A 21,374-nucleotide genomic window follows, 5' to 3' on the forward strand; every position below is an offset into this window, starting at 1 on the left:
GGACAGAGGACAGCCGGCGGTTTGGGCAGAGGAAGCTCGGGGCCGGACGACCAACGGGGAACCGATGACTGACACCCGAACGACCGCGGCCCATGGCGGCGCCATCGGCTTGCATGGCATCAAGAAATGGTTCGGCACCTTCCAGGCCGTCGACGACGTCACGCTGGATATCCGCCCCAATGAGTTCTTCACTCTGCTCGGCCCGTCGGGCTGCGGAAAGACGACGCTCCTGCGCATGATCGCCGGCTTCGAGCTGCCGACGGAAGGGCAGATTCTGCTCGACGGCGCTGACATCTCCAGCCTCCTGCCCAACCAGCGGCCGGTCAACACGGTCTTCCAGAACTACGCCCTCTTCCCCCATCTGTCGGTCGCCGAGAATATCGCCTTCGGCCTGAAGATGCTGGGCCGCCCAAAGGCGGAAATCGGCACGATCGTCAACGACATGCTCAGGCTCGTGCATCTCGAAGAGCGCGGCGACAACCCGGTGACGCAGCTTTCCGGTGGCCAGCAGCAGCGCGTGGCGCTCGCCCGGGCGCTCGCGCCGCGGCCGAAGGTGCTCCTGCTCGACGAGCCGCTTTCCGCGCTCGACCTCAAGCTGCGCAAGTCCATGCAGATGGAGTTGAAGCGTCTGCAACTGGAAACCGGCATCACCTTCGTCTTCGTCACCCATGACCAGGAGGAGGCGTTGACCATGTCCGACCGCATCGCCGTCATGTCGGCAGGCACGGTCCGCCAGGTCGGCTCCCCCTGGGACATCTACGACCGCCCCGCCGAGCGCTTCGTCGCCGACTTCATCGGCGAAACGAATTTCCTGGAAGCCGACGTCGTCTCCGTCTCCGGCAGCGCCGCCCGCGTACGCCTCTCCTCCGGCGCCGAGATTTCTGCGACCTATCCCGAGGGGCTCACGCCGAAGGGCACGGTCACGGTGGTCGTCAGGCCCGAGCATGCGCGCCTCGGTCCGCCAGGCTCCGGCGTTCTGGAGGGTGTCATCGACAGCACCGTTTATCTCGGCACGGACAATCATTTTCACGTCAGGGTCGATGGCGGCGGCATTTTCATCGTGCGCCAGCAGAACGCCGGGAACAGAGCCGGCGGCTTTGCCGCGCAGGAGCGCGTCAGCGTCGCCATCAACGACGATGTCGCACAGATCCTGAGGGATTAACCATGACCGCCAGCGCCAGGGACGTCGGTGAAAAGCGGCAGAAGAAGGAAATCCGGGATCGCTGGCTGCTTAGTGCGCCGGCCCTCCTGCTCATCCTGGCGGCCGGCGTCGGCCCGCTTGTCATCGTGGTCATCTATTCCTTCCTCGCGCCCGGCAATTACGGCGACGTGAAATGGGAGTTCTCGACGGAGGGCTGGTTCAATGTCCTCTTCTCGCGCGATATCTTTGATGACACAGTCTCTCTTGCCGAAGCGCATTTCTCGATCTTCTGGCGCAGCGCCAAGCTCGCCTTCGCCACGACGATCTTGTGCCTCGTCTTCGGCTTCCCGACCGCCTATTTCATCGCGACACGCGCGCCGCACAACCGCTCGCTCTGGCTGTTTCTCATCACCATTCCCTTCTGGACGAACATGCTCATTCGCACCTTCGCCATCCAGGAGGTCATCCGCAGCGAAGGGATCGTCAACACGCTATTGATGAAGCTCGGCATCATCTCCGCGCCGATCCAGATGATGTTCACCGACTTCGCCATCATGCTCGGCATGACCTACGTGTTCCTGCCGTTGATGGTGCTGCCACTCTATGCGAGCCTCGAGAAGCTCGATTTCCGGCTGGTGGAGGCAGGCTACGACCTCTACGCATCGCGCTTTGGCGTGTTGTGGCGCATCATCATTCCATTGGTGAAGCCCGGCATCATCGCCGGCTCCATCCTCGTCTTCGTACCGGCGCTCTCCTCCTATGTGGTGCCGCGCATCCTCGGCGGCGGCAAGAACCTCATGATCGGCAACCTGATCGAGCTGCAATTCGGACAGGGGCGGAACTGGCCGCTGGGCGCGGCGCTTTCCGTCACGCTCGTCATCATCGTGCTGATCGCCATGCTGTACTACGTCCGCAACGCATCGAAATCCGGAGGCGGCGCCCATGGCTAGATCCTTCTCGATCAAGCGGCAGCCGGGCTTTGCGACCATCGCCATGGTCTGCTTCTTCCTGCTCTACCTGCCGATCGCCACCCTCGTGGTCTACGCCTTCAATTCCGGCGTTTCGATTGCCACCTGGGAAGGCTTTTCGTTCCGCTGGTTCCAGAGTGCATGGCATAACCAGCAGGTCGTCGAGGCTTCGCTACGCTCGCTTCAGATCGCTGCCGTCGCGGCGGTCGTGGCCACGGCCTGCGCGACGCTCGCGGCCATCGCCACCACACGCACGGCACCCTATCGCGGGCTCACCTTCAAGTATTCGATCATCAACATGCCGCTGCTCGTGCCGGAAATCGTGACGGCCGTGGCCTTGCTGATCCTCGTTTCGCGCCTCAAGGTTTGGACCGGCTATTCCGGCATCGGCTACCTGATGCTCGCCCACTCCGCCTTCTGCGTACCCTTCGCCTATATGCCGATCCGCGCACGGCTGGAGAGCATGGACCTGTCGCTCGAGCGCGCGGCGGCCGATCTCTATGCCTCGCCTTTCCAGACCTTCCGCTATGTCACGCTGCCGTTGCTGTGGCCTGGCATTCTGGCGGGCCTGATGCTCGCCTTCGTGATCTCGCTCGACGATGTGGTGATCACCGAATTCGTCAAGTCCGGCGGGCAGGACACGCTGCCGACCTATATGCTCGGCCAGTTGCGCCGTGTGGTGACGCCCGAGATGAATGCGATCTCGACGGTCTTCCTCGTCCTGTCCCTGGCGATCGTCACCTTCTTCTTCTTCCTGAGCCGCACGCCTCAGGAGAGCAACGAATAACAAAGGAGAACAGCCGATGAAAACGAAACTGGGACTGCTTGCCTTCGCCGCCGGCCTGATGGCCTCCACCGCCATCGCCCATGCCGATGGCGAGCTCAACATCTACAACTGGGGTAACTATACGAGCCCCGAGATGATCAAGAAGTTCGAGGACACCTACAAGGTCAAGGTGACGGTCACCGACTACGACTCGAACGACACCGCGCTTGCCAAGATCCGCCAGGGCGGCCACGGCTTCGACATCGTCGTGCCCTCGGCGAGCGTCATGCCGATCTGGATATCGGAAGGGCTGCTTCTGGAATCGCGTCCCGACCAGATGGAGAACTTCAAGAACGTCGATCTCCAGTGGGTGGACGTGCCCTTCGACCCGGGCCGTCACTACTCCGTTCCGTGGCAGTGGGGCACGACGGGCGTGACGGTCAACACCAAGGTCTATTCCGGCGATATCAACACCTCCGCCATCTTCCTCGATCCGCCGGCCGAGCTCGTCGGCAAGGTCAACGTCGTGCCGGAGATGTCCGACGTCATGCACATGGCCGTCACCTATGCGGGCGGCGAGCCCTGCACGGGCGACCTCGCGGTCCTGAAGAAAGTGCGCGACATCTTCGCGGCCGCCAAGCCGAAATGGGTCTCGATGGACTACGGCAATATCGAGCAATACACCAAGGGCGATCTTTCGGCCGGCGTGAACTGGAACGGCGCTTCCTTCCGTGCGCGTCTCCAGAACCCCGACGTGCATTACGGCTATCCGAAGGAGGGCTATCCGGTCTGGATGGACAACGCCGCCATCCTCAAGGACGCCAAGAACGTCGACAATGCCAAGCTCTTCCTCAACTTCATCATGGACCCCGAGAACGCCGCCATGCTTTCGTCCTTCGCGCGCTATGCGAACGGCATCAAGGGTTCGGAGGCCTTCATGCCCGAGGATATGAAGACGGCGCCGGAAATCGTCATTCCCGAAGAACTGAAGGCGGCCGGTAAATTCAACCTCGCCTGCCCGCCGGACGTGCAGGAACTTTATACCAAGCTCTGGACCGAGCTGCAGAAATAAGCGGTACGGTTTGCCAGGAAGAGGATGGCCCTATGCGCGGGAAGGCATCTGCCTTCCCGCCGTTAGGGCGGATATCGCCATGATCAAGACCTTCAAGGACAGGCACGGCTTTGCCCGTGCCGACGTCACCCTCGCCAACTGGCGCACCGCCCCCTATAGCCGCTGGACGTTCCAGAACGTCCGCGACTTCGTGCCGACCGCGGTGATCGCCGCGGAAGTGCCCGCCGCGGAGGTGCCGCTTGCGAGCGAGGCCTTCCTCGATGCTGCGATGGAGACGGGGCTTGCCGGCAGCGCCACCGCCCGTGCCTTCCTCGATGTCGCGCATACCGACGCCTTCGTGCTGATGCGCAAGGGCGAGATCGCCGCGGAATACTATGCCGCGCATGCCGATCCCAACGCGCCCCATCTCGTCTTTTCCATCTCCAAGTCGCTGACGGCGGTGCTGTCCGGCATCCTGGAGGCCGAAGGCCTCATCGACCCCGACCGTCCCGTTACCGACTATCTTCCCGAGGCAAGGGGCAGCGTGTACGGCGACTGCACCTATCGCGACGTGCTGGACATGCGCGTCAGCCTCGATTTCGAGGAAGCCTATCTAGACCCTTACGGCGCCTTTGCCCGCTATCGCCGGGCCATGCTCTGGAACCCGCCCCTGTCGGACGCGGAGCCGGAGACGCTGGCCTCCTTCCTGCTCACGCTCACGAAGGCCGAGCGGCCGCATGGCGGGCCGTTCTACTATGCCTCGCCCAATGCCGACCTTCTCGGCGTCGTCATCGAGCGCGTGACGGGCGCGCGCTTCGCCGACCTTGTCTCCGATCTTCTCTGGAAGCCGATGGGCGCGAAGGGCAATGCGGATGTCACCGTGGATGCCATCGGTACGCCGCGCACCGCCGGCGGCGTCTCCATGACGGCACGCGATCTTGCCCGCCTCGGCGAACTCCTGCGCAACCACGGCGTCCGCAACGGCCGGCAGATCGTGCCGGAGGGCTGGATCCGCGACATGCAGGAGAACGGCGACCGGCAGGCCTGGCAGGAGGGGCGCAACGTCGACCTGCCAAACGGACGCTACCGCAGCCAATGGTATCAATCCGGGGAGGCGGACGGTGCCTTCTGCGCCATCGGTATCCATGGCCAATGGCTCTATGTCGATCCAGGCACCGAAACCGTCATCGTCAAGCTCTCCTCGCAGCCCGAACCTCTGGGCGACGAGGAGAACCAGGACATGTTCGCCTTCTTCCGCGCGCTCTGCCGCCGGGCCATCTGAAAACCGAGGAAACGCACATGCAGACCGAAGCAAGCTTCATCATCCGCAATGGACGGGTGCTCACGATGGATGAGGCCAATCCGCGCGCTGCCGCCATCGCCGTTGCCGGCAATCGCATCCTGGCCGTCGGCTCGGAAGCGGAGATCGATGCCTATTCCGGGCCCGACACCCACGTGATCGACGCCAGGGGCGCCACCGTCCTGCCGGGCTTCAACGAGGCGCATATGCACATTTTCGGGGGCTCGGCGGAACTGCGCGAGCTTTCGCTGATGGGCGTGAAGGGCTTTGAGACGCTGGAGCGGGAACTGAAGGCCTATGCGGCGAAATATCCGGAGCGCAAGCTGCTGGTCGCCCAGCACGCCGACTATACCGTGCTGTCCGACGACGAGCGCATGACGCGCCATCACCTCGACCGCATCCTGCCGGACCGCGCCGTGCTGATCTTCGCGCCCGACCATCACACCGCCTGGGCCAATACGCTGGCGTTGAAGATGGGCGGTATCCTTGAAGGCCGCGACGTCGGCATCGGCAACGAGATCGTCATGGGCGAGGACGGCCTTGCCAATGGCGAGCTGCGCGAGAGCAACGCCATTCGCCCGGTCTCGGCGCTCAGCGAGACGGGCGGTCGCGAAATGCTCGGCGTCGGCACGGGCGGCGACCCGGAGCATGTGACCGCCGAGGAACGGGCAAGCGACATCGAGATCCTGAAGGAAGGGCTCGCCTATGTCGCCTCGCTCGGTATCACCTCGCTGCAGAACATGGATGGCAGCCTCTACCAACTCGAGATGCTGGACGAGATCGAGAAGACCAGCGGCCTGCCGGTGCGCGTGCGCATGCCCTTCCATATGAAGAACTTCATGCCGCTCTCGGACCTCGAGACGAAAGCGGCCGCCTGGCGCGAGCGCTTCAATTCGGATCGCCTGCGCTGCGATTTCGTCAAGCTCTTCATGGACGGTGTGACGGAATCGGGCACGGCCGTCTTTGTCGACGACTATTGCCACCAGCCGGGCTGGAAGGGCGACCCGCTCTTCTCGCAGGAGCATTTCGACAATATCGCAATCGCCGCCGACAGGCTCGGCCTGCCGGTCGCGGTCCACGCCATCGGCGACGGCGCGGTGCGCATGGTGCTGAATGGCTACGAGGCCGCCATCAAGGCGAACGGCAAGCGCGACAGCCGCAACCGCATCGAACATATCGAGGTGGTGCATCCCGACGACATCCCGCGCTTTAAGGAACTCGGCACCGTCGCCTCCATGCAGCCGACCCATCCGCCAGGCAGCGCCGGCCTGCCGGTCGAACCCTACCTTTCCTATATCGGCGAAGCGCGCTGGCCCTACGCTTTCGCCTGGCGCATGCTCACCGATGCCGGCGCGCCCATCGTGTTCGCGACCGACTGGCCGGTCTCCCCGCTCGATCCCATGAACTGCATCGAATGCGCCATGATGCGGGACGTGTGGAAGGAAGGCATGAAGGACGAGCGGCTTTCGCTGCACGAAACGCTGGCCGCCTACACGAAGAACGGCGCTTGGGTCGAGTTCATGGAGGACCGCAAAGGCATGCTGAAGCCCGGCTATCTCGCCGACATCGTCGTGCTCTCCGCCGATGTGGAGGCAACGGATTTTGCAAGTCTTGCAAAGGTGCGCCCCGTCACGACCATGTGCGACGGCCGCATTACCTACCAGGCCTGATCGTTGCAGGCCGGCTCATCAACGCGGCGGATTCTCCGCCTGTGGATTCGGCTGTAATCTATAGTTCACGATCTCCTTGACGCCATCTCCATTGTAGTCTAAAGGTTACAGATGGTCGAGGTTCGTGAGACAGACGTTTTTTCCCGGTGGTTCAAATCCCTCCGGGACGTCAAAGCCCAGGCGCGAATCCAAACACGGATCAACAGGCTGACAATCGGGCTCTTAGGCGACGTCAAGTTCTTTGGCGGCATCGGAGAGCTTCGTATCGACTATGGCCCGGATACCGCATCTACTTCGTGCAGCGGGGCAATGAGCTGATCATTCTGCTTTCCGGCGGCGACACGGGAACGCAGGAGCGCGATATCAAGCGCGCTATAGACATGGCGAAGGAGGTCTGATGGCAATCAAAACCACGAAATGGGACCCGACGGCTATTCTCACCAGCAACGAAGCTATTGAAGCCTATGTCGAAGCTGCCTTCGAAGATGGCGATCCCAAAATGATCGCAATGGCCCTTGGGGATATTGCCAAGGCAAAAGGCATGACCCAGGTCGCCAGAGATGCCGGCATTACCCGCGAAGCGCTTTACAAGTCCCTCAGTGAAAAGGGCGATCCGAAGCTTTCCACGCTTCTTGCGGTGATGAAAGCCCTTGGCTTGCGTTTTACGGTGACGACGGCGCACGAGGCGGCTTGATCCGTCCTACTCAAGCCTGTCGGCCGAGGTCGAGGAGATAGGTGTTTTCCGCGCGGGATTGCGCATAGTTCTCGGGGCGGATCTCGGCGAAGAGCAGGGTTTCGCCTTCGGCTGGGGCTTCGGCGAGCAGCGTGCCGTCCGGTGCGGCAATGCGCGAAAGGCCCGCATAGGTGAAATTGTCGTCGGCGCCGCAGTGATTGACATAGGCGACGAAGACCTGGTTCTCGAAGGCGCGTACCCGGATCATGTGCCCGGCGATGAAGCTGCCGGAGGCGCCCTTCGGCAGGGCCGTCGGCACGACGACGAGGTCGGCGCCGGCAAGCGCGAGGCGGCGCACGTTCTCCGGAAATTCCACGTCGTAGCAGATCAGCATGCCGAGCCGGATGCTGCCGATATCCACCATCACCGAATCCGGGACGGCGGGCTTGAAGGCGGCGCGCTCGTAATCGCCGTAGAGATGAGACTTGCGGTAGACGGCGTTCGTGCCGATGCCGTCGGTGAAAAGCGCGCTGTTGTAGGTCGAAGAGCCCTCCCGCTCGGCAAACCCGGCGATGACGGCGATGCCGTTGTCCCGCGCGATGGCGCTGAGGCGTTCGGCCACCGTGCCGCTTGCGGGCGAAGCCAGCCTCTCGAAAGCCGCCCTGCCCACCCCGTAGCCGGTGACGGCAAGTTCCGGGACGATCAGCAGCATCGCGCCGCCGGCCGCGGCATCGGCGGCCGCCGATGCGATCCGCTGAAGGTTGGCCTCGTTGTCGCCAGCTATGGCATGCATCTGGAGGGCGGCGATCCGCATGGCGTTAATCCCTTGACGACATGGCGCCGAGCAGTTTCGGCAGGTCCCCGAAGCGGGCGACGAGGCCGAAGATGGCCGCCGCGATCGCCACGAACAGGATCGTCACCGAGGCCATCGTCGGCGTATAGCCGTAGCGCAGCGCATTGAAGATCTTGATCGGCAGCGTCTCCATCGTGAACCCGATCGTCATGTAGGCGACGATATATTCGTTGAGCGACAGCACAAAGGCGAAGGCATAGCCGGAGATGAGATAGGGCAGGATCAGCGGCAGGACAACGGTGCGGAAGACCGTGCGGTCGTCGGCGCCCATGGTCGCAGCCGCCTCCACCAGCGAGCGGTCGATGGAGGAAAAGCCGAGCGAGAGCGTCACCAGCGGCAGCGTCACGAAGAAGATGGCGTGGCTGATGACGGCGGTCGCCGGCTGGCCGTAAAAGCCCGTCGTCGCCCAGAAGGTGAGGAGGCCGAGCGCCGTAATGACCGGCGGCAGCGTGAAGGGCGCGATGCCGAGAAACTGGAAGACATTAGCCCAGGGCGCATGGCGCCGCCACAGGAACCAGGCGAGCGGCAGCGCGATGAGGAGCGCCAGCGCGGCCGAAAGCGCCGCAAGCGTGATGGAGGCGACAAGGGCGTTCCGCCATTCCGGATTGGCGAAGATCTCGCCGTACCAGCCGAGCGAGAAGCCCTTCGGCGGGAAGGCGAGGTCCTGCTTCGCGTTGACCGAGACACCGGCCACGACGATGATCGGCAGGGCGAGGAAGAGGCCGACGAGGCCGAAATAGACCCGTTGCAGGAGCGTGTTCATGCGGCTTCCCCTTTTCGCCCGGCATAGACGGTGAGCGCGACAAGGCCGAGCGTGACCAGCACGAGGAAGACGGCCATGGCGGCGGCGAACGGCATGTTCGACTGGTAGATCGCCTGGTCGGTGATGAGCACGGAGAGCGTCCAGTGCTGCGGCCGGCCGAGGATCTGCGGCAGGAGGTAGGAGCCGAGCGCGAAGATGAAGACCATGATGAGTGTCGCGACGACGGTGTTCCTGAGCGCCGGCACGACGACGGTGAAGAAGGCCTTGAGCGGCGAGGCGCCGAGCGTGCGCGCGGCCTCCGTCAGCGTCGGGTCGAGCCGGACGAGCGCGGGATAGAGGACGAGCACGGTATAGGGCAGCGCCTGGTAGACCATGGCGGTCAGCACCGCGCCGAAGCTCGGATTGAGCGCGATCGGTTGGCTCATGATGCCGAGCATGACGAGAAGATTGGTGATGCCGGCCGTGCGCGAGAAGAGCGTCGACCAGGCAAAGCCGATGATGACCTCCGACAGCGACAGGACCGACAGCAGCGCGACGAGCCAGAGCACCTGCGTCCTGCGCTTCGAGCGCGAGAGGAGATAGGTGAAGGGCAAAGCGATGACGACGCAGCAGATTGCGACCGCGACGGCGAGGAACAGGGAGAAGCCGAGCACCTTGCCGAAGAACAGGCTGAGGAAGCGGGCATAGTTGTCGAAGACGAAATCCGGCGAATAGAAGCCGGCCGGATCGCGCCGGAAGAACGAAACGGCGATCATCGTGGCGAAGGGCACGACGAAGAAGACGATCAGCATGCCCGCCGGGAAGGCGAGCGGGGCATAGTCCGTCAGCTTCTGCGGGGCCTCGCGTCTCATGACTTCAGCACCACGCAGTCGGCTGGATCGAGCGCGATGCCGACGCTCTGGCCCACGGCGACATCGGGCCGGGCGTTCGGCACGGAGACGGCGACGATCTGTTTGCCGGCGGCCTCCACGAAGGTCTCGATCGTGCCGCCGAGGTCGCGGATGAAGATGACGGTGCCGGTGATCGGCGTATTGCCGGGCGCGGTGAGGTGGACGTCCTCCGGGCGCACCGAGATGATGCCGGAGGCAAGGCCATTCGGCACGACAAGGCCGGGGATTGATGCGCCGAGCACCGTTGCGCCTGCGCCATCCGCCTTGAAATCGAGAAGGTTCGTCATGCCGATGAAGTCGGCGACGAAGGTGTCGGCCGGACGACGGTAGATGTCGACCGGCGGGGCCGCCTGGCGGATCTCGCCGCCGTTCATGACGACGACGGTGTCGGCCATGGTCATCGCCTCGCGCTGGTCGTGGGTGACGACGATGGTGGTGATGCCGAGGCGCTGCTGGAGTTGGCGCAGTTCCACCTGCATCGCCTCGCGGAGCTTCGCGTCAAGTGCCGACAGCGGTTCGTCGAGCAGGAAGAGTTTCGGCGAGATGGCGAGCGCGCGGGCGATGGCGACGCGCTGGCGCTGGCCGCCGGAGAGCTTTGCGACCGGCCGGTCGGCATAGCCGGAAAGGTGGATCATCGAAAGAAGCTCGTCCACGCGCTTCTTTTGCTCGTCCTTGCCCGCGCCGCGGATGCGCAGCGAATAGGCGATGTTCTCGCCGACCGTCAGGTGCGGGAAGAGCGCCAGCGACTGGAAGACCATGCCGAGGTCGCGCTTGTGCGTCGGGACGTTGGTGATGTCCTTGCCGTCGAGGCGGATTTCGCCTTCCGTCGGCAGATCGAGGCCCGCGACCATGCGCATCAGCGTGGTCTTGCCGCAGCCGGAGGGGCCGAGGAGGCAAACGAAGGTGCCGTGCGGCACGGTGAGCGCCACGTTCCTGACGGCCGTGAACGTGCCGAATTGCTTGGTGACGTTCTGAAGGGTCAGTCCGGACATCGGGTCTCCGCTCGGGCCTTGGTTTCTGGCGCCCGGCCGCATCCGCAAAGGGCGGCCGGGCGGAAGGGTATCGCCGTCAGCCGGCGATCATCTCGGTCCACTTCTGGTTCAGCCAGTCGGCCTTGGACGTATAGAGGTCATAGCGCGGGATGATCGGCTCGATGTCGGACGAGACCGCGGCGAATTCCTCGGCTGTAAGGTCGAGCAGGTCGCGCTTGACGGTCGGCGCGGTGCCGACCTTGCGCGACAGCGTCGCCTGGATGGCCGGCTGGCACATGTAGTTGATAAAGGCATGCGCCTCCTCGGTCTTCTGCGAGGCGCGCGAGAGCGCCCAGCAGCCCGAATCCATGATGCCGCCTTCCTTCGGGAAGGTGGAGCGCACCGGCTGGCCGTCCTTGGCTGCAAGGCCCGTCACGTCGTGGTAGTACTGGCCCATCGGGATTTCGCCGGACTTCAGCGACTGCTCGAACTGCGCCTCGTCGCGATACCACAGCCGCACGTTCGGCTTGACCTCGGCGAGCTTCTCGAAGGCCTTGAGAAGGCCCTCTTCCGTATCGAGCGCATTCGTGCCGCCGAAATGGGTCTTGGCCGTCACTTCGAGCAGGAAGGAGTTGGAGACGAGGGCGAGAAGGCCCAGCTTGTCGGCATTCGCCGGATGCCAGAGCGCGGCCCAGGAGGTCGGCGGTTCCTTGTAGACATCGGTATTGGTGACGAGCGTGATGTACCAGGCGACGGCGCCGATACCGGCGATGCGGCCGTCCGGATACTTGTTGACGAAATGGTCGATCAGGTTGGAGCCGTTCGGGATCTTGCCCATGTCGAGCGGCGCCCAGAGCTCGGTCGACTGGCCCTTCAACATGGCGACCTGCGACATCATCGAGACGTCGGCCGGCGCCTGACCTGCCTTGGCGGCCTGTTCGAGCTGGACCAGCCAGGCCTCGCCCGTCGGCTCGGCGACGGATTCCACGGCGATGCCGGTCGCCTTGGTGAAGTCCTCGAAGATGTTCTTGTCGAAGGAATCCTTGAAGTAGCCGCCGTAGACGCCGACCTTCAGCGACTTGTCCTGCGCGCGCAGGATGGCGGGCATGGCGAGCAGCGAGGCGCCGGCAACGCCAGCGCCGAGCACGGCGCGGCGGCTGACAGTGGTCTTGAGGATATCACCCATCGTCATTTTCTCCTGTTTATAGGCCGGGCTCCGGCCGGTTCGTTCCCTTGTATTCCATTCTACGTCAGGCCGTCCGGGCGACGGAAGGGCTGAATACCATGAGGCTGAGGATTTCGAAGAGCACCTGCGCGCCGGCCTGCGCGGTGTTGGTCGTCGCGTCGTATTGCGGGGCAACCTCCACGACGTCGCCGCCGACGAGGTTTACGCCTTTGAGGCCGCGGATGAGCTCCAGCACCTCGCGGGTGGTCAGTCCACCGATCTCGGGCGTTCCGGTGCCGGGCGCAAAGCCCGGGTCGAGACTGTCGATGTCGAAGGAGAGGTAGGTCGGCCCGTCGCCGACGATGGCCTTCGCCTTCTCGATGATCGCCGGAATGCCGAGGCCGGGGATCTCCTCGGCATGGATGACGGTCATGCCGGAATCGTAGGAGAACTCCCAGAGATATTCCGATGAGCCGCGGATGCCGATCTGGATGGTGCGGGCGGGATCGAGCACGCCGTCGAGCACCGCGTTGCGGAACGGGCCGCCGTGGTGGAACTTCGTCTGGTCGAACATGCCGCCCGTGTCGCAATGGGCGTCGATATGGATCATGCCGACCGGCTGTTTCCTGCCGACCGCCTTCATGATCGGATGGGTGATCGAATGGTCGCCGCCGACGGCGAGCGGGATCACGCCGGCATCGACGATCTGGTTGAAGCGCTTCTCGATGTCGTCGTGGCTGAGCTCCAGCCGGTAGCGGCTTTGGAACGGCACGTCGCCGATATCCGCCACGCGCAGTTCCTGCACCGGCGCGCAGTCGAGCACATGGTTGTAGGGGCCGATGCGCTCGATGGAGCGCAGGGCCCGCGGCCCGAAGCGCGAGCCCGGCCGGTTGGTGACGCCGAGGTCCATCGGAACACCGGTGATGGCGACCTGGAGGTTGCCGAAATCCGGGTTCTCCGCCTCGACGGGCATGTGCGGGGCGGACAGGAACGTCGGCACGCCGGCATAGGGCGCAAGGCGCGTGCCGTTCTTGGTGAAGATCTTGTCGGCGACCTTGCGGAAGGCGGGATCGAACATCTCGCCGCCGTGGCTCGCGCCGTATTTCGCCCTCAGTTCGTCGAGCTTGCTGCCGCCCATGGGGATACCTCGCCTCGCGGATGCGGGCAGGCCGGGGCCGGCGAAAAGGATTTCGATGTGTTCCCCGGGGCCTTGCCCTCGTTTTTCACAGTATCGGTGCAAATCGTCTGGAAAAGCAATTCACGTTGTTATAGCAGTTGCCGTGAGAAAAATTCACATAAGGCTTTCCTCCCGTGTCCTCCCGCCTGCCGCCGCTCAATCCGCTGCGCGCCTTCGAGGCGACGGCCCGCCGCGGCGCGGTCTCGGCCGCCGCGCGCGAACTGAACGTCACACACGGCGCGGTGAGCCACCAGATACGGGCGCTGGAGGATTCGCTCGGCACGTCGCTCTTCGAGCGCGGCGGCAGGCGGCTGAAGCTGACGCCGCAGGGTGCCCTGCTGCTGCCCGCCGTCACCAACGCCTTCGGCGAGATCGCTGCGGCGACGGCCCTGATGCGGCAGCCGGAGACCCACGGCGACCTTACCGTCACCTGCGTGCCCGCCCTCCTCTCGCTGTGGCTCATCCCGCGCCTCAATACCTTCACCGACCAGTTCCCGGGCGTGCGCGTCACGCTCGTCGCCTCCAACGATCCGGGCAACCTGCGCTCGCTCGACACCGATGTCAGCGTGCTCTACGGCGACGGCAACTGGCCGGACTGCTGGACGCGGCTGTGGTCGAACCTCGCGCTGTTTCCGGTCGCGAGCCCCACCCTCCTCAACAGCCGGCCGCTGCGCTCGGTGCGCGATCTTTCCGACCACACGCTCTTCCACGGCGACGACGGGCGCGAATGGAACACCTGGCTTTCGGCGGCCGACGCCGTGGGGCTGGTGAACGGCCGCCAGCACTTCATGAGCGACGCCCGCCTTTCCACCGAGGCGGCGCTGCACGGCCAGGGCATCGCGCTCGGCGACACGATCACCGCCAGCAACCTGATCGCCCGCGGCGAACTGGTCGTGCCCTTCGATCTCACGGTGCCGGCGAACGACGCCTTCTATGTGGCCTGCCGACAATCGGCGCGGCAGGCGCCCATCGTCAAGGTGTTCATCGATTGGCTGTTCGCCTCGCTGGAACAGAGCCTCGCCGAGCCGCAGGCCTCCGCCCGCCTCGTCCTTCGCGGACGTGCCGGCCGTGCGGCCGAGCCGCCCCGCCCCCTTTCCGCGCCGGCCAAGCGCCGCGCCGATCCACCGCGCAAGACCCGCGCCTGACACTCACGGAAACGCCCATGCCCCGCTTCAATCCGCTCGTCGAAACCCTCGCCGCCCCACCCATCCCCGCCGTCTTCGCCTGGGGCCGGGCCTATGACGGGCGTTCCGGGCCGATGATCGACCTCTCGCAGGCCGTGCCCGGCTATCCGCCCCATCCCGAGATGCTGCGCCTGCTCGGCGAATGCGCCGCCGCGCGTGCCTATACCGGCTACGGCCCCATCGAGGGCGAGGACGCGCTGCGCGCGGCCTATGCGGCGCATCTCACCGAGGTCTACGGCGCGCCGCTTGCCGCCGGCAACACGCACATCACGTCCGGCTGCAACCAGGCCTTCATCTGCGCCGCCATGGCGGTGGCGGGCGCAGGCGATGCCGTGCTGATGACCGATCCCTACTATTTCAACCAGGAAACGACGCTCGCCATGCTGGGCATCCGCACGCGGTTCGCCGCCTGCGATCCCGAGAACGGTTTTCTGCCGGGCCTCGATACGCTCGCCGCGGCCATCACGCCGGACGTGCGGGCGCTCGCCCTCGTTTCGCCGAACAACCCGACCGGCGCCGTCTACCCGCCGGACCTGCTGGCGGCGATCTACGATCTTTGCGCCGCGCGCGGCATCTGGCTGATCCTTGACGAGACCTATCGCGATTTCCTGCCGGAGGGCGCCGGCCGGCCGCACGATCTCTTCGCTCGCAAGGGCTGGGAGGAGACACTGATCGGCCTCTACAGCTTCTCGAAATCCTTCTGCATTCCCGGCCATCGCCTCGGTGCCATCACGGCGGGCGCCGCCGTGGTGGAGCAGATCGCCAAGATCATGGACAACCTGCAGATCTGCCCGCCGCGCTCGGCGCAGGCCGCCGTCGCGGCCGCCCTGCCTCTCCTTTCCGGCTGGCGCGAGGAGAACCGCCGCGAGATCGCCCGCCGCGTCACGGCCCTCGAGAAGACGATGGCCGGCGTGCCGGACTGGCGGGTCGCCGCCGTCGGAGCCTATTTCGCCTTCATCGGGCACCCCTACGGCGACAAGTCCTCGGCCTTCGTCGCGGAGAGGCTGGCGAAGGAAGCGGGCGTTCTCTGCCTGCCGGGAAGCTATTTCGGCGCGGGACAGGAAGGCTATCTCCGCTTTGCCTTCGCCAACGCCGACGTCTCCACCATCGGCCTCCTGAAGGACCGGCTGAACGGTTTCGAGAGGGCTTGACCTTCCCATGGGGGAAGGGTTCAGCCTGAGCCAACCTATCGGGAGACCTCGCATGACGGACCAAGATACCCTCGCCTTCACCGTTGCGGACATGACCTGCGGCCATTGCGTCAAGGCGATCACCGGGGCGGTGCTCGCCGCTTATCCTGCCGCCCGGGTCGAGATCGACCTGCCGGCAAAGCGTGTCCTCGTCGAAAATGCCGGCGACCGGGCGGCGGTCGCCGCCGTGATCGAGGCCGAAGGCTATTCGCCGGCCGATGCCTGAAAGGGCTTGACCTTGACATGATGGGAAGGTGCAGGCTTCGTCCGATATGATGAAAGGCGCACCATGCTCACCACCCCGCAAGACCGGCAAACGATAAAGCTCTCCATCGAGGACATGACCTGCGCCTCCTGCGTGCGTCGTGTCGAAAAGGCGATAGGCAAGGTGCCGGGCGTTGCCGGCGCGACCGTCAACCTTGCGACCGAGCGAGCGGACGTCACCTTCGCCGGCGTGCCGGATGTTCCGGCGGTCGTCGCCGCGGTGCGCGAAGCCGGCTACGGCGTTTCGCAGGAGGTGCTGGAATTTCCAGTCGAGGGCATGACCTGCGCCTCCTGCATCGGCCGTGTCGAGAAGGCGCTGAAAGCCGTTCCCGGCGTTCTCGACGCCACGGCGAACCTCGCGCAGGAGCGTGCCCGCGTGCGCTTCCTCAAGGGCGCAGCCTCTTTCGACGACTTTGCCGCCGCCGTCGAGCGCACCGGATACAAGGCCATCCGCGAAACGGCCGCTGCGCCCGAGGAGGATCGCCGCGCCGCCGAGGCGAAGAGGCTCCGGCGCGACCTCATTATCGCCGCCGTCCTGACGGCGCCGCTCTTCGTCATGGAGATGGGTGCGCACGCCTTCCCCGCCTTCGGCCATTCCATCCATGAAACGCTCGGCATGCAGGAGAGTCGCATCCTCCAGTTCGTGCTGGCGACGCTGGTGCTGGCGGGGCCGGGCCTGCGCTTCTTCCGCAAGGGCATTCCGGGGCTCCTGCGCCTTGCACCGGACATGAATGCGCTGGTCGTCCTCGGTACGCTCGCCGCCTGGGGCTTTTCGACCGTCGCGACCTTCGCACCCGGCCTCCTGCCGGGCGGCACGGCCAATGTCTATTTCGAGGCGGCGGCGGTCATCGTCACGCTCATCCTCGCCGGGCGCTACCTGGAGGCGCGGGCCAAGGGCCGCACCGGCGAGGCGATCCGCCACCTTGCCGGCCTCAACGCCCGCTCCGCCCGCGTGCTGCGCGGCGGCAAGGCGCAGGACGTGCCACTGGAAAGCGTCGTGGCGGGCGATATCGTGCTGGTGCGGCCGGGTGAGAAGGTGCCGGTCGACGGCGAGGTGACGGAGGGCGCGTCCTATGTCGACGAATCCATGATCACCGGCGAGCCCATGCCCGTCTCGCGCCAGCCGGGCGACAGGGTGATGGGCGGCACGGTCAACACGACCGGCTCGCTCACCTTCCGCGCCACGCGGGTCGGCGCCGACACGGTGCTCTCGCAGATCATCCGCATGGTCGAGGATGCGCAGGCGGCGAAGCTCCCGATCCAGGCGCTGGTCGACCGCGTCACGCAATGGTTCGTGCCCGCGATCATCGCGGCCGCGCTCCTGACCTTCGGTCTCTGGCTGGCGCTCGGCCCCTTCCCCGCCCTCGCCCATGCGCTGGTCAATGCGGTCGCCGTGCTCATCATCGCCTGCCCCTGCGCCATGGGGCTCGCGACGCCCACGTCCATCATCACCGGCACGGGCCGGGCGGCCGAACTCGGCGTGCTCTTTCGCCAGGGCACGGCGCTCCAGACGCTGGAGGCCACCAACATCGTCGCCGTCGACAAGACGGGCACGCTGACCCTCGGCCGCCCGACGCTGACGGAGATCGTGCCGGCGGAAGGGTTTTCGCGGGATGACGTGCTGGCGCTGGTCGCCGCCGCCGAAGGCCATTCAGAGCACCCCATCGCTGCCGCCATCCAGGCCGCCGCGACGGCGGAAGGCCTCGACCTTGCTCCCGCCTCCGGCTTTGCCGCCATTTCCGGCGAAGGCCTCGTCGCTGAGGTCGCGGGCCGCAAGGTGGAGGCCGGCTCGGCGGGTTTCATGGCGGGTAAAGGGCTCGACGTCTCGGTTTTCGCCGCCCGCGCCGCGGCGCTTGCCGCCGGGGGGGCCTCGCCGCTCTATGCCGCCGTGGACGGAAAGCTCGCCGCGCTCTTCGCCGTCACCGATCCGGTCAAGCCGACGAGCAGGCAGGCGGTCGCCGCACTGAAGGCGCTCGGCGTCGAGGTGGCGATGATCACCGGCGACAACCGCCGAACCGCCGAAGCCGTCGCACAAAGCCTCGGCATCGGCCGGGTGATCGCGGAGGTGCTGCCCGAAGGCAAGGTTGCGGCGGTGCGTGAGCTTGCGGCCGGCGGCGCGAAGAAGGTCGCCTTCGTCGGCGACGGCATCAACGACGCGCCGGCGCTCGCTGCCGCCGATACGGGCGTTGCCATCGGCACGGGCACGGATGTCGCCATCGAGAGCGCCGACGTGGTGCTGATGGCCGGCGACATGCGGGGCGTCGCCACCGGCATTTCGCTTTCGAGGGCGACCATGCGCAATATCCGCCAGAACCTTTTCTGGGCCTTCGGCTACAATGTCGCGCTGGTTCCCGTTGCCGCGGGGCTCTTCTATCCCGCCTTCGGCCTCCAGCTCTCGCCGGCACTCGCGGCCGGCGCCATGGCGCTTTCCAGCGTGTTCGTCGTGTCGAACGCGCTCCGGCTGAAGCGTTTCCAGCCGCCATTCAAGAGGGACGGGACATGAATATCGGCGAAGCGGCATCGGCAACCGGCGTTTCGGCCAAGATGATCCGGTATTACGAGGAGATCGGCCTCATCCGCCCGGCCGGCCGCACGGGCGCTGGTTATCGCATCTACGGGCCTAAAGACCTTTCGACGCTCTCCTTCGTTCGCCGGGCGCGCGACCTCGGCTTTTCCATCGCCCAGATCCGCGACCTGCTCGCGCTCTGGCAGGACCGCGCCCGCGCCTCGGCGGACGTCAAGCGCATCGCCAGCGCGCATGTCGAGGAGATGAAGGCGAAGATGCGGCTTCTTGAGGAAATGGTGCAGACGCTGGAGCACCTCTCCGCCCATTGCCACGGCGACGACCGGCCGGATTGCCCCATCCTCGAACAGCTTGCCGGCGGCGGATCGGAATGCTGCGCTTGACCTTCGCCGCCGGCTGGCTAGCATCCCGGGCCAAAGGCGCGGAGCGCGCCGCGGTGGCCGCTACGAGGACAACAGGGAGACGGGAATGCTCGACAAGCGCAAGTTCTACATCGACGGCCAATGGGTGGACCCGCTGAAGCCGCACGACCTTCCGGTGCTCAATCCGGCGACGGAAAAGCCCATCGCCGTCATCTCCATGGGCACTGCCGCCGATATCGACCGCGCCGTTGCGGCCGCCAGGAAGGCCTTCGCGAGCTACAGCCGCACGAGCGTGGATGAGCGTATCGCGCTCCTCGAAAAGCTGCTCGCCATCTACAAGCGCCGCTATGACGAGATGGCCCGCACCATCACGCAGGAGCTCGGCGCGCCGATCACCATGAGCACCGAGCAGCAGGCTGACGTCGGCGTCGGCCATCTGCAGGGCTTTATCGACGCGCTGAAGCGCCTGAAGAGCCGCGAGGTGCTGCCGAACGGCGACGTGGTGCGCCGAGAGCCCATCGGCGTCTGCGGTCTCATCACGCCCTGGAACTGGCCGATCAACCAGATCGCGCTGAAGGTGGTGCCGGCGCTTGCGACGGGCTGTACCTGCGTGCTCAAACCTTCCGAATTCACGCCGCTCAACGCCATGCTCTATGCCGAGATGGTCGACGAAGCGGGCTTCCCGGCCGGCGCCTTCAACCTTGTCAACGGCGACGGCGTGGAATGCGGGGCGGCCCTCTCCCGCCACAAGGACGTCGACATGATGTCCTTCACCGGCTCGACCCGCGCGGGCATCGCCGTCAGCAAGGATGCAGCCGACACGGTCAAGCGCGTGACGCTGGAGCTCGGCGGCAAGTCGCCCAATCTCGTCTTCGCCGATGCCGACCTCGAGGACCGCGTCGCGGGCACGATCCGCGAATGCTTCAACAATTCCGGCCAGTCCTGCGATGCGCCGACCCGCATGCTCGTCGAGCGCTCCGTCTACGACAAGGTGCTGGAGATCGCCGAGCACACCGGCAAGGAGGCGAGGGTCGGCAATCCGGAGGAGGAAGGCGAGCATATCGGCCCGCTCGTCTCGCATATCCAGTTCGGCCGCGTGCAGGCGCTGATCGAGGCGGGCGTGACGGAAGGCGCGCGCCTTCTCGTCGGCGGGCCGGGCAAGCCGGACGGTTTCGAGACCGGCTACTTCGTCAGGCCGACGATCTTCGCCGACGTCAACAACGACATGCGCATCGCCCGCGAGGAGGTGTTCGGCCCGGTCCTGTCGATCATTCCCTTCGATACGGAAGAGGAGGCCATCGCGATTGCCAACGACACGGCCTACGGCCTTGCCGCCTATGTCCAGACGGGCAATCCCGACCGCGCCGAGCGCGTCGCCGCCCGCCTGCGCGCCGGCATGGTGCACATCAACGGCGGCCCGCACCGCTACGGCAGCCCCTTCGGCGGCTTCAAGCAGTCCGGCAACGGCCGCGAAGGCGGCATCTTCGGTCTTGAAGACTTCCTGGAGGTCAAGACGGTCCATCGGCCGGACGCGGCTTGACGATAGACCCCTCCCCTCTCTTATAGGGGAGGGTGTCTCCGCTTTCTCCGCCCGCAAATGAGGGCGCGACGATCCGTCAGGCTTTCTCCGGTACCACCGCCGGGCGCTCGGCTGGCGGAGATTGGTATCCGAGACTTGACGTTCTCACCTCAAATATTCCTGTACCGCTATTGAAGTACGTACTATTATTTAGTACGTATCGCCATGATCCTGAGTTTCAAAGGCAAGGCTGCGGAAGCCCTCTATCATGGAAAACGCGTGGCAGGCATCCATCCCGATGTCGCAAAGCAAGCCGTGAAGAAACTTTTCATGCTCGATACCGTTGAGCGGGTTCAGGATTTAAGGGTGCCGCCGGGCAACCGCCTGGAGGCACTTACAGGAGACCGAACTGGGCAATTCTCTATTCGTGTGAATGCCCAGTTTCGTATCTGCTTCACTTGGTATGACGGCGACGCATACGACGTCGAGTTCGTCGATTACCACCAGAAAGGGACCGACTATGGCTAGAGAAATCCCTCTCCCCCATCCAGGGGAAGTCCTCAAGGAGGAATTCCTCGATGCAATGGACATTTCCGTCTATGCGGCTGCGAAAGCAATCGGTATTTCGCGAAGCCAGCTGAACTCAATCTGCAGGGGCAAGCACCGGATTACCGCACCCATTGCCTTGCGCCTTGGCAGGTACTTCAACGTTGACGCTGCATGGTTCATGAACATGCAGATGAAGTACGATCTGGAAACTTCCTCGGAGGAACTGGGACCGCAACTCGATGCTATTCAGCCGTTAGAAGTGGCGGCGTAATTGGATGGCCACCACGTCCGTGGTGTTTCTATACCGCCCCGCGAATGGGAGGAAATAAGAGCGCTTTGCTTTCTCTCTTTTCGAGGGAGATGCCTGTAGGCAGAGGCGGGCTTGCTTCTCACG

The 21,374-nt window shown here is 65.1% G+C and carries 21 protein-coding genes and 1 pseudogene; 16 read left to right on the forward strand and 6 right to left on the reverse strand.

Going from position 1 to position 21,374, the window contains the following annotated elements:
• Window positions 1-64: 64 nt before the first annotated feature.
• The 8 genes and pseudogenes from ACZ5TO_RS21510 to ACZ5TO_RS21545 all read left to right on the forward strand — a co-directional run bounded on the left by ACZ5TO_RS21510 (window position 65) and on the right by ACZ5TO_RS21545 (window position 7,590).
• Entirely contained in the window at window positions 65-1,162 is a 1,098-nt protein-coding gene (locus tag ACZ5TO_RS21510; protein WP_464800622.1) for an ABC transporter ATP-binding protein, read from the forward strand.
• Window positions 1,163-1,164: 2 nt separating this feature from the next.
• On the forward strand, window positions 1,165-2,091 hold the full coding sequence (locus ACZ5TO_RS21515) for an ABC transporter permease (RefSeq protein WP_464800623.1): 927 nt from the start codon (window positions 1,165-1,167) through the stop codon (window positions 2,089-2,091).
• Window positions 2,084-2,896, forward strand: coding sequence for an ABC transporter permease (locus ACZ5TO_RS21520; RefSeq protein ID WP_464800624.1), 813 nt, complete (start codon window positions 2,084-2,086; stop codon window positions 2,894-2,896). Before ACZ5TO_RS21515 ends, ACZ5TO_RS21520 begins: the two co-directional genes overlap by 8 nt.
• Window positions 2,897-2,912: 16 nt before the next feature.
• Window positions 2,913-3,947, forward strand: a complete 1,035-nt coding sequence (locus ACZ5TO_RS21525; protein ID WP_464800625.1) for an ABC transporter substrate-binding protein — start codon at window positions 2,913-2,915, stop codon at window positions 3,945-3,947.
• 79 nt (window positions 3,948-4,026) lie between these two features.
• Window positions 4,027-5,208 (forward strand): serine hydrolase domain-containing protein, encoded by a 1,182-nt coding sequence (locus ACZ5TO_RS21530; RefSeq protein WP_464800626.1) that lies wholly within the window; start codon window positions 4,027-4,029, stop codon window positions 5,206-5,208.
• Window positions 5,209-5,225: 17 nt separating this feature from the next.
• Window positions 5,226-6,896, forward strand: a complete 1,671-nt coding sequence (locus ACZ5TO_RS21535; protein ID WP_464800627.1) for an amidohydrolase — start codon at window positions 5,226-5,228, stop codon at window positions 6,894-6,896.
• 111 nt (window positions 6,897-7,007) lie between these two features.
• Window positions 7,008-7,294: pseudogene (locus ACZ5TO_RS21540) on the forward strand (type II toxin-antitoxin system RelE/ParE family toxin).
• Complete coding sequence (locus ACZ5TO_RS21545) at window positions 7,294-7,590, forward strand: addiction module antidote protein (protein ID WP_184140570.1); 297 nt, start codon at window positions 7,294-7,296, stop codon at window positions 7,588-7,590. The pseudogene ACZ5TO_RS21540 and the gene ACZ5TO_RS21545 overlap by 1 nt, the downstream one beginning before the upstream one ends.
• 10 nt (window positions 7,591-7,600) lie before the next feature.
• On the opposite strand, the gene ACZ5TO_RS21550 is transcribed toward ACZ5TO_RS21545, so the two are convergent.
• The 6 genes from ACZ5TO_RS21550 to speB all read right to left on the reverse strand — a co-directional run bounded on the left by ACZ5TO_RS21550 (window position 7,601) and on the right by speB (window position 13,349).
• Window positions 7,601-8,383 (reverse strand): carbon-nitrogen hydrolase family protein, encoded by a 783-nt coding sequence (locus ACZ5TO_RS21550; RefSeq protein ID WP_464800628.1) that lies wholly within the window; start codon window positions 8,381-8,383, stop codon window positions 7,601-7,603.
• A gap of 4 nt (window positions 8,384-8,387) precedes the next feature.
• Entirely contained in the window at window positions 8,388-9,185 is a 798-nt protein-coding gene (locus ACZ5TO_RS21555; protein WP_464800629.1) for an ABC transporter permease, read from the reverse strand.
• Complete coding sequence (locus tag ACZ5TO_RS21560) at window positions 9,182-10,036, reverse strand: ABC transporter permease (protein WP_464800630.1); 855 nt, start codon at window positions 10,034-10,036, stop codon at window positions 9,182-9,184. Before ACZ5TO_RS21560 ends, ACZ5TO_RS21555 begins: the two co-directional genes overlap by 4 nt.
• Entirely contained in the window at window positions 10,033-11,067 is a 1,035-nt protein-coding gene (locus ACZ5TO_RS21565; protein ID WP_464800631.1) for an ABC transporter ATP-binding protein, read from the reverse strand. Before ACZ5TO_RS21565 ends, ACZ5TO_RS21560 begins: the two co-directional genes overlap by 4 nt.
• A gap of 76 nt (window positions 11,068-11,143) precedes the next feature.
• Entirely contained in the window at window positions 11,144-12,232 is a 1,089-nt protein-coding gene (locus ACZ5TO_RS21570) for an ABC transporter substrate-binding protein (protein ID WP_464800632.1), read from the reverse strand.
• A 64-nt stretch (window positions 12,233-12,296) separates the two neighbouring features.
• Window positions 12,297-13,349: an agmatinase gene (gene speB, locus ACZ5TO_RS21575; protein WP_184140579.1), complete on the reverse strand. Its 1,053-nt coding sequence runs from the start codon at window positions 13,347-13,349 to the stop codon at window positions 12,297-12,299.
• Window positions 13,350-13,522: 173 nt separating this feature from the next.
• Between speB and gcvA the strand changes: the two genes are divergently transcribed.
• From gcvA to ACZ5TO_RS21615, 8 genes are all read left to right on the forward strand, one after another.
• Window positions 13,523-14,533: a transcriptional regulator GcvA gene (gene gcvA, locus ACZ5TO_RS21580; RefSeq protein ID WP_184140581.1), complete on the forward strand. Its 1,011-nt coding sequence runs from the start codon at window positions 13,523-13,525 to the stop codon at window positions 14,531-14,533.
• 17 nt (window positions 14,534-14,550) lie between these two features.
• On the forward strand, window positions 14,551-15,723 hold the full coding sequence (locus ACZ5TO_RS21585) for an aminotransferase (protein ID WP_464800633.1): 1,173 nt from the start codon (window positions 14,551-14,553) through the stop codon (window positions 15,721-15,723).
• 52 nt (window positions 15,724-15,775) lie between these two features.
• Window positions 15,776-15,988, forward strand: coding sequence for a heavy-metal-associated domain-containing protein (locus tag ACZ5TO_RS21590; RefSeq protein WP_184140585.1), 213 nt, complete (start codon window positions 15,776-15,778; stop codon window positions 15,986-15,988).
• 63 nt (window positions 15,989-16,051) lie between these two features.
• Window positions 16,052-18,529, forward strand: a complete 2,478-nt coding sequence (locus ACZ5TO_RS21595; protein ID WP_464800634.1) for a heavy metal translocating P-type ATPase — start codon at window positions 16,052-16,054, stop codon at window positions 18,527-18,529.
• Complete coding sequence (cueR, locus tag ACZ5TO_RS21600) at window positions 18,526-18,933, forward strand: Cu(I)-responsive transcriptional regulator (protein WP_464800635.1); 408 nt, start codon at window positions 18,526-18,528, stop codon at window positions 18,931-18,933. The genes ACZ5TO_RS21595 and cueR overlap by 4 nt, the downstream gene beginning before the upstream one ends.
• Before the next feature lie 85 nt (window positions 18,934-19,018).
• Window positions 19,019-20,452 (forward strand): aldehyde dehydrogenase family protein, encoded by a 1,434-nt coding sequence (locus ACZ5TO_RS21605; RefSeq protein ID WP_464800636.1) that lies wholly within the window; start codon window positions 19,019-19,021, stop codon window positions 20,450-20,452.
• A gap of 204 nt (window positions 20,453-20,656) precedes the next feature.
• A complete protein-coding gene (locus ACZ5TO_RS21610) occupies window positions 20,657-20,959 on the forward strand; it encodes a type II toxin-antitoxin system RelE/ParE family toxin (RefSeq protein ID WP_464800637.1) in 303 nt (100 codons plus the stop codon).
• Window positions 20,952-21,251 carry a HigA family addiction module antitoxin gene (locus tag ACZ5TO_RS21615; protein WP_464800638.1) on the forward strand — a complete coding sequence of 100 codons (300 nt, stop codon included), beginning with the start codon at window positions 20,952-20,954 and terminating at the stop codon, window positions 21,249-21,251. The genes ACZ5TO_RS21610 and ACZ5TO_RS21615 overlap by 8 nt, the downstream gene beginning before the upstream one ends.
• Window positions 21,252-21,374: the final 123 nt, after the last annotated feature.

Source organism: Shinella sp. Sh6 (assembly GCF_055392685.1).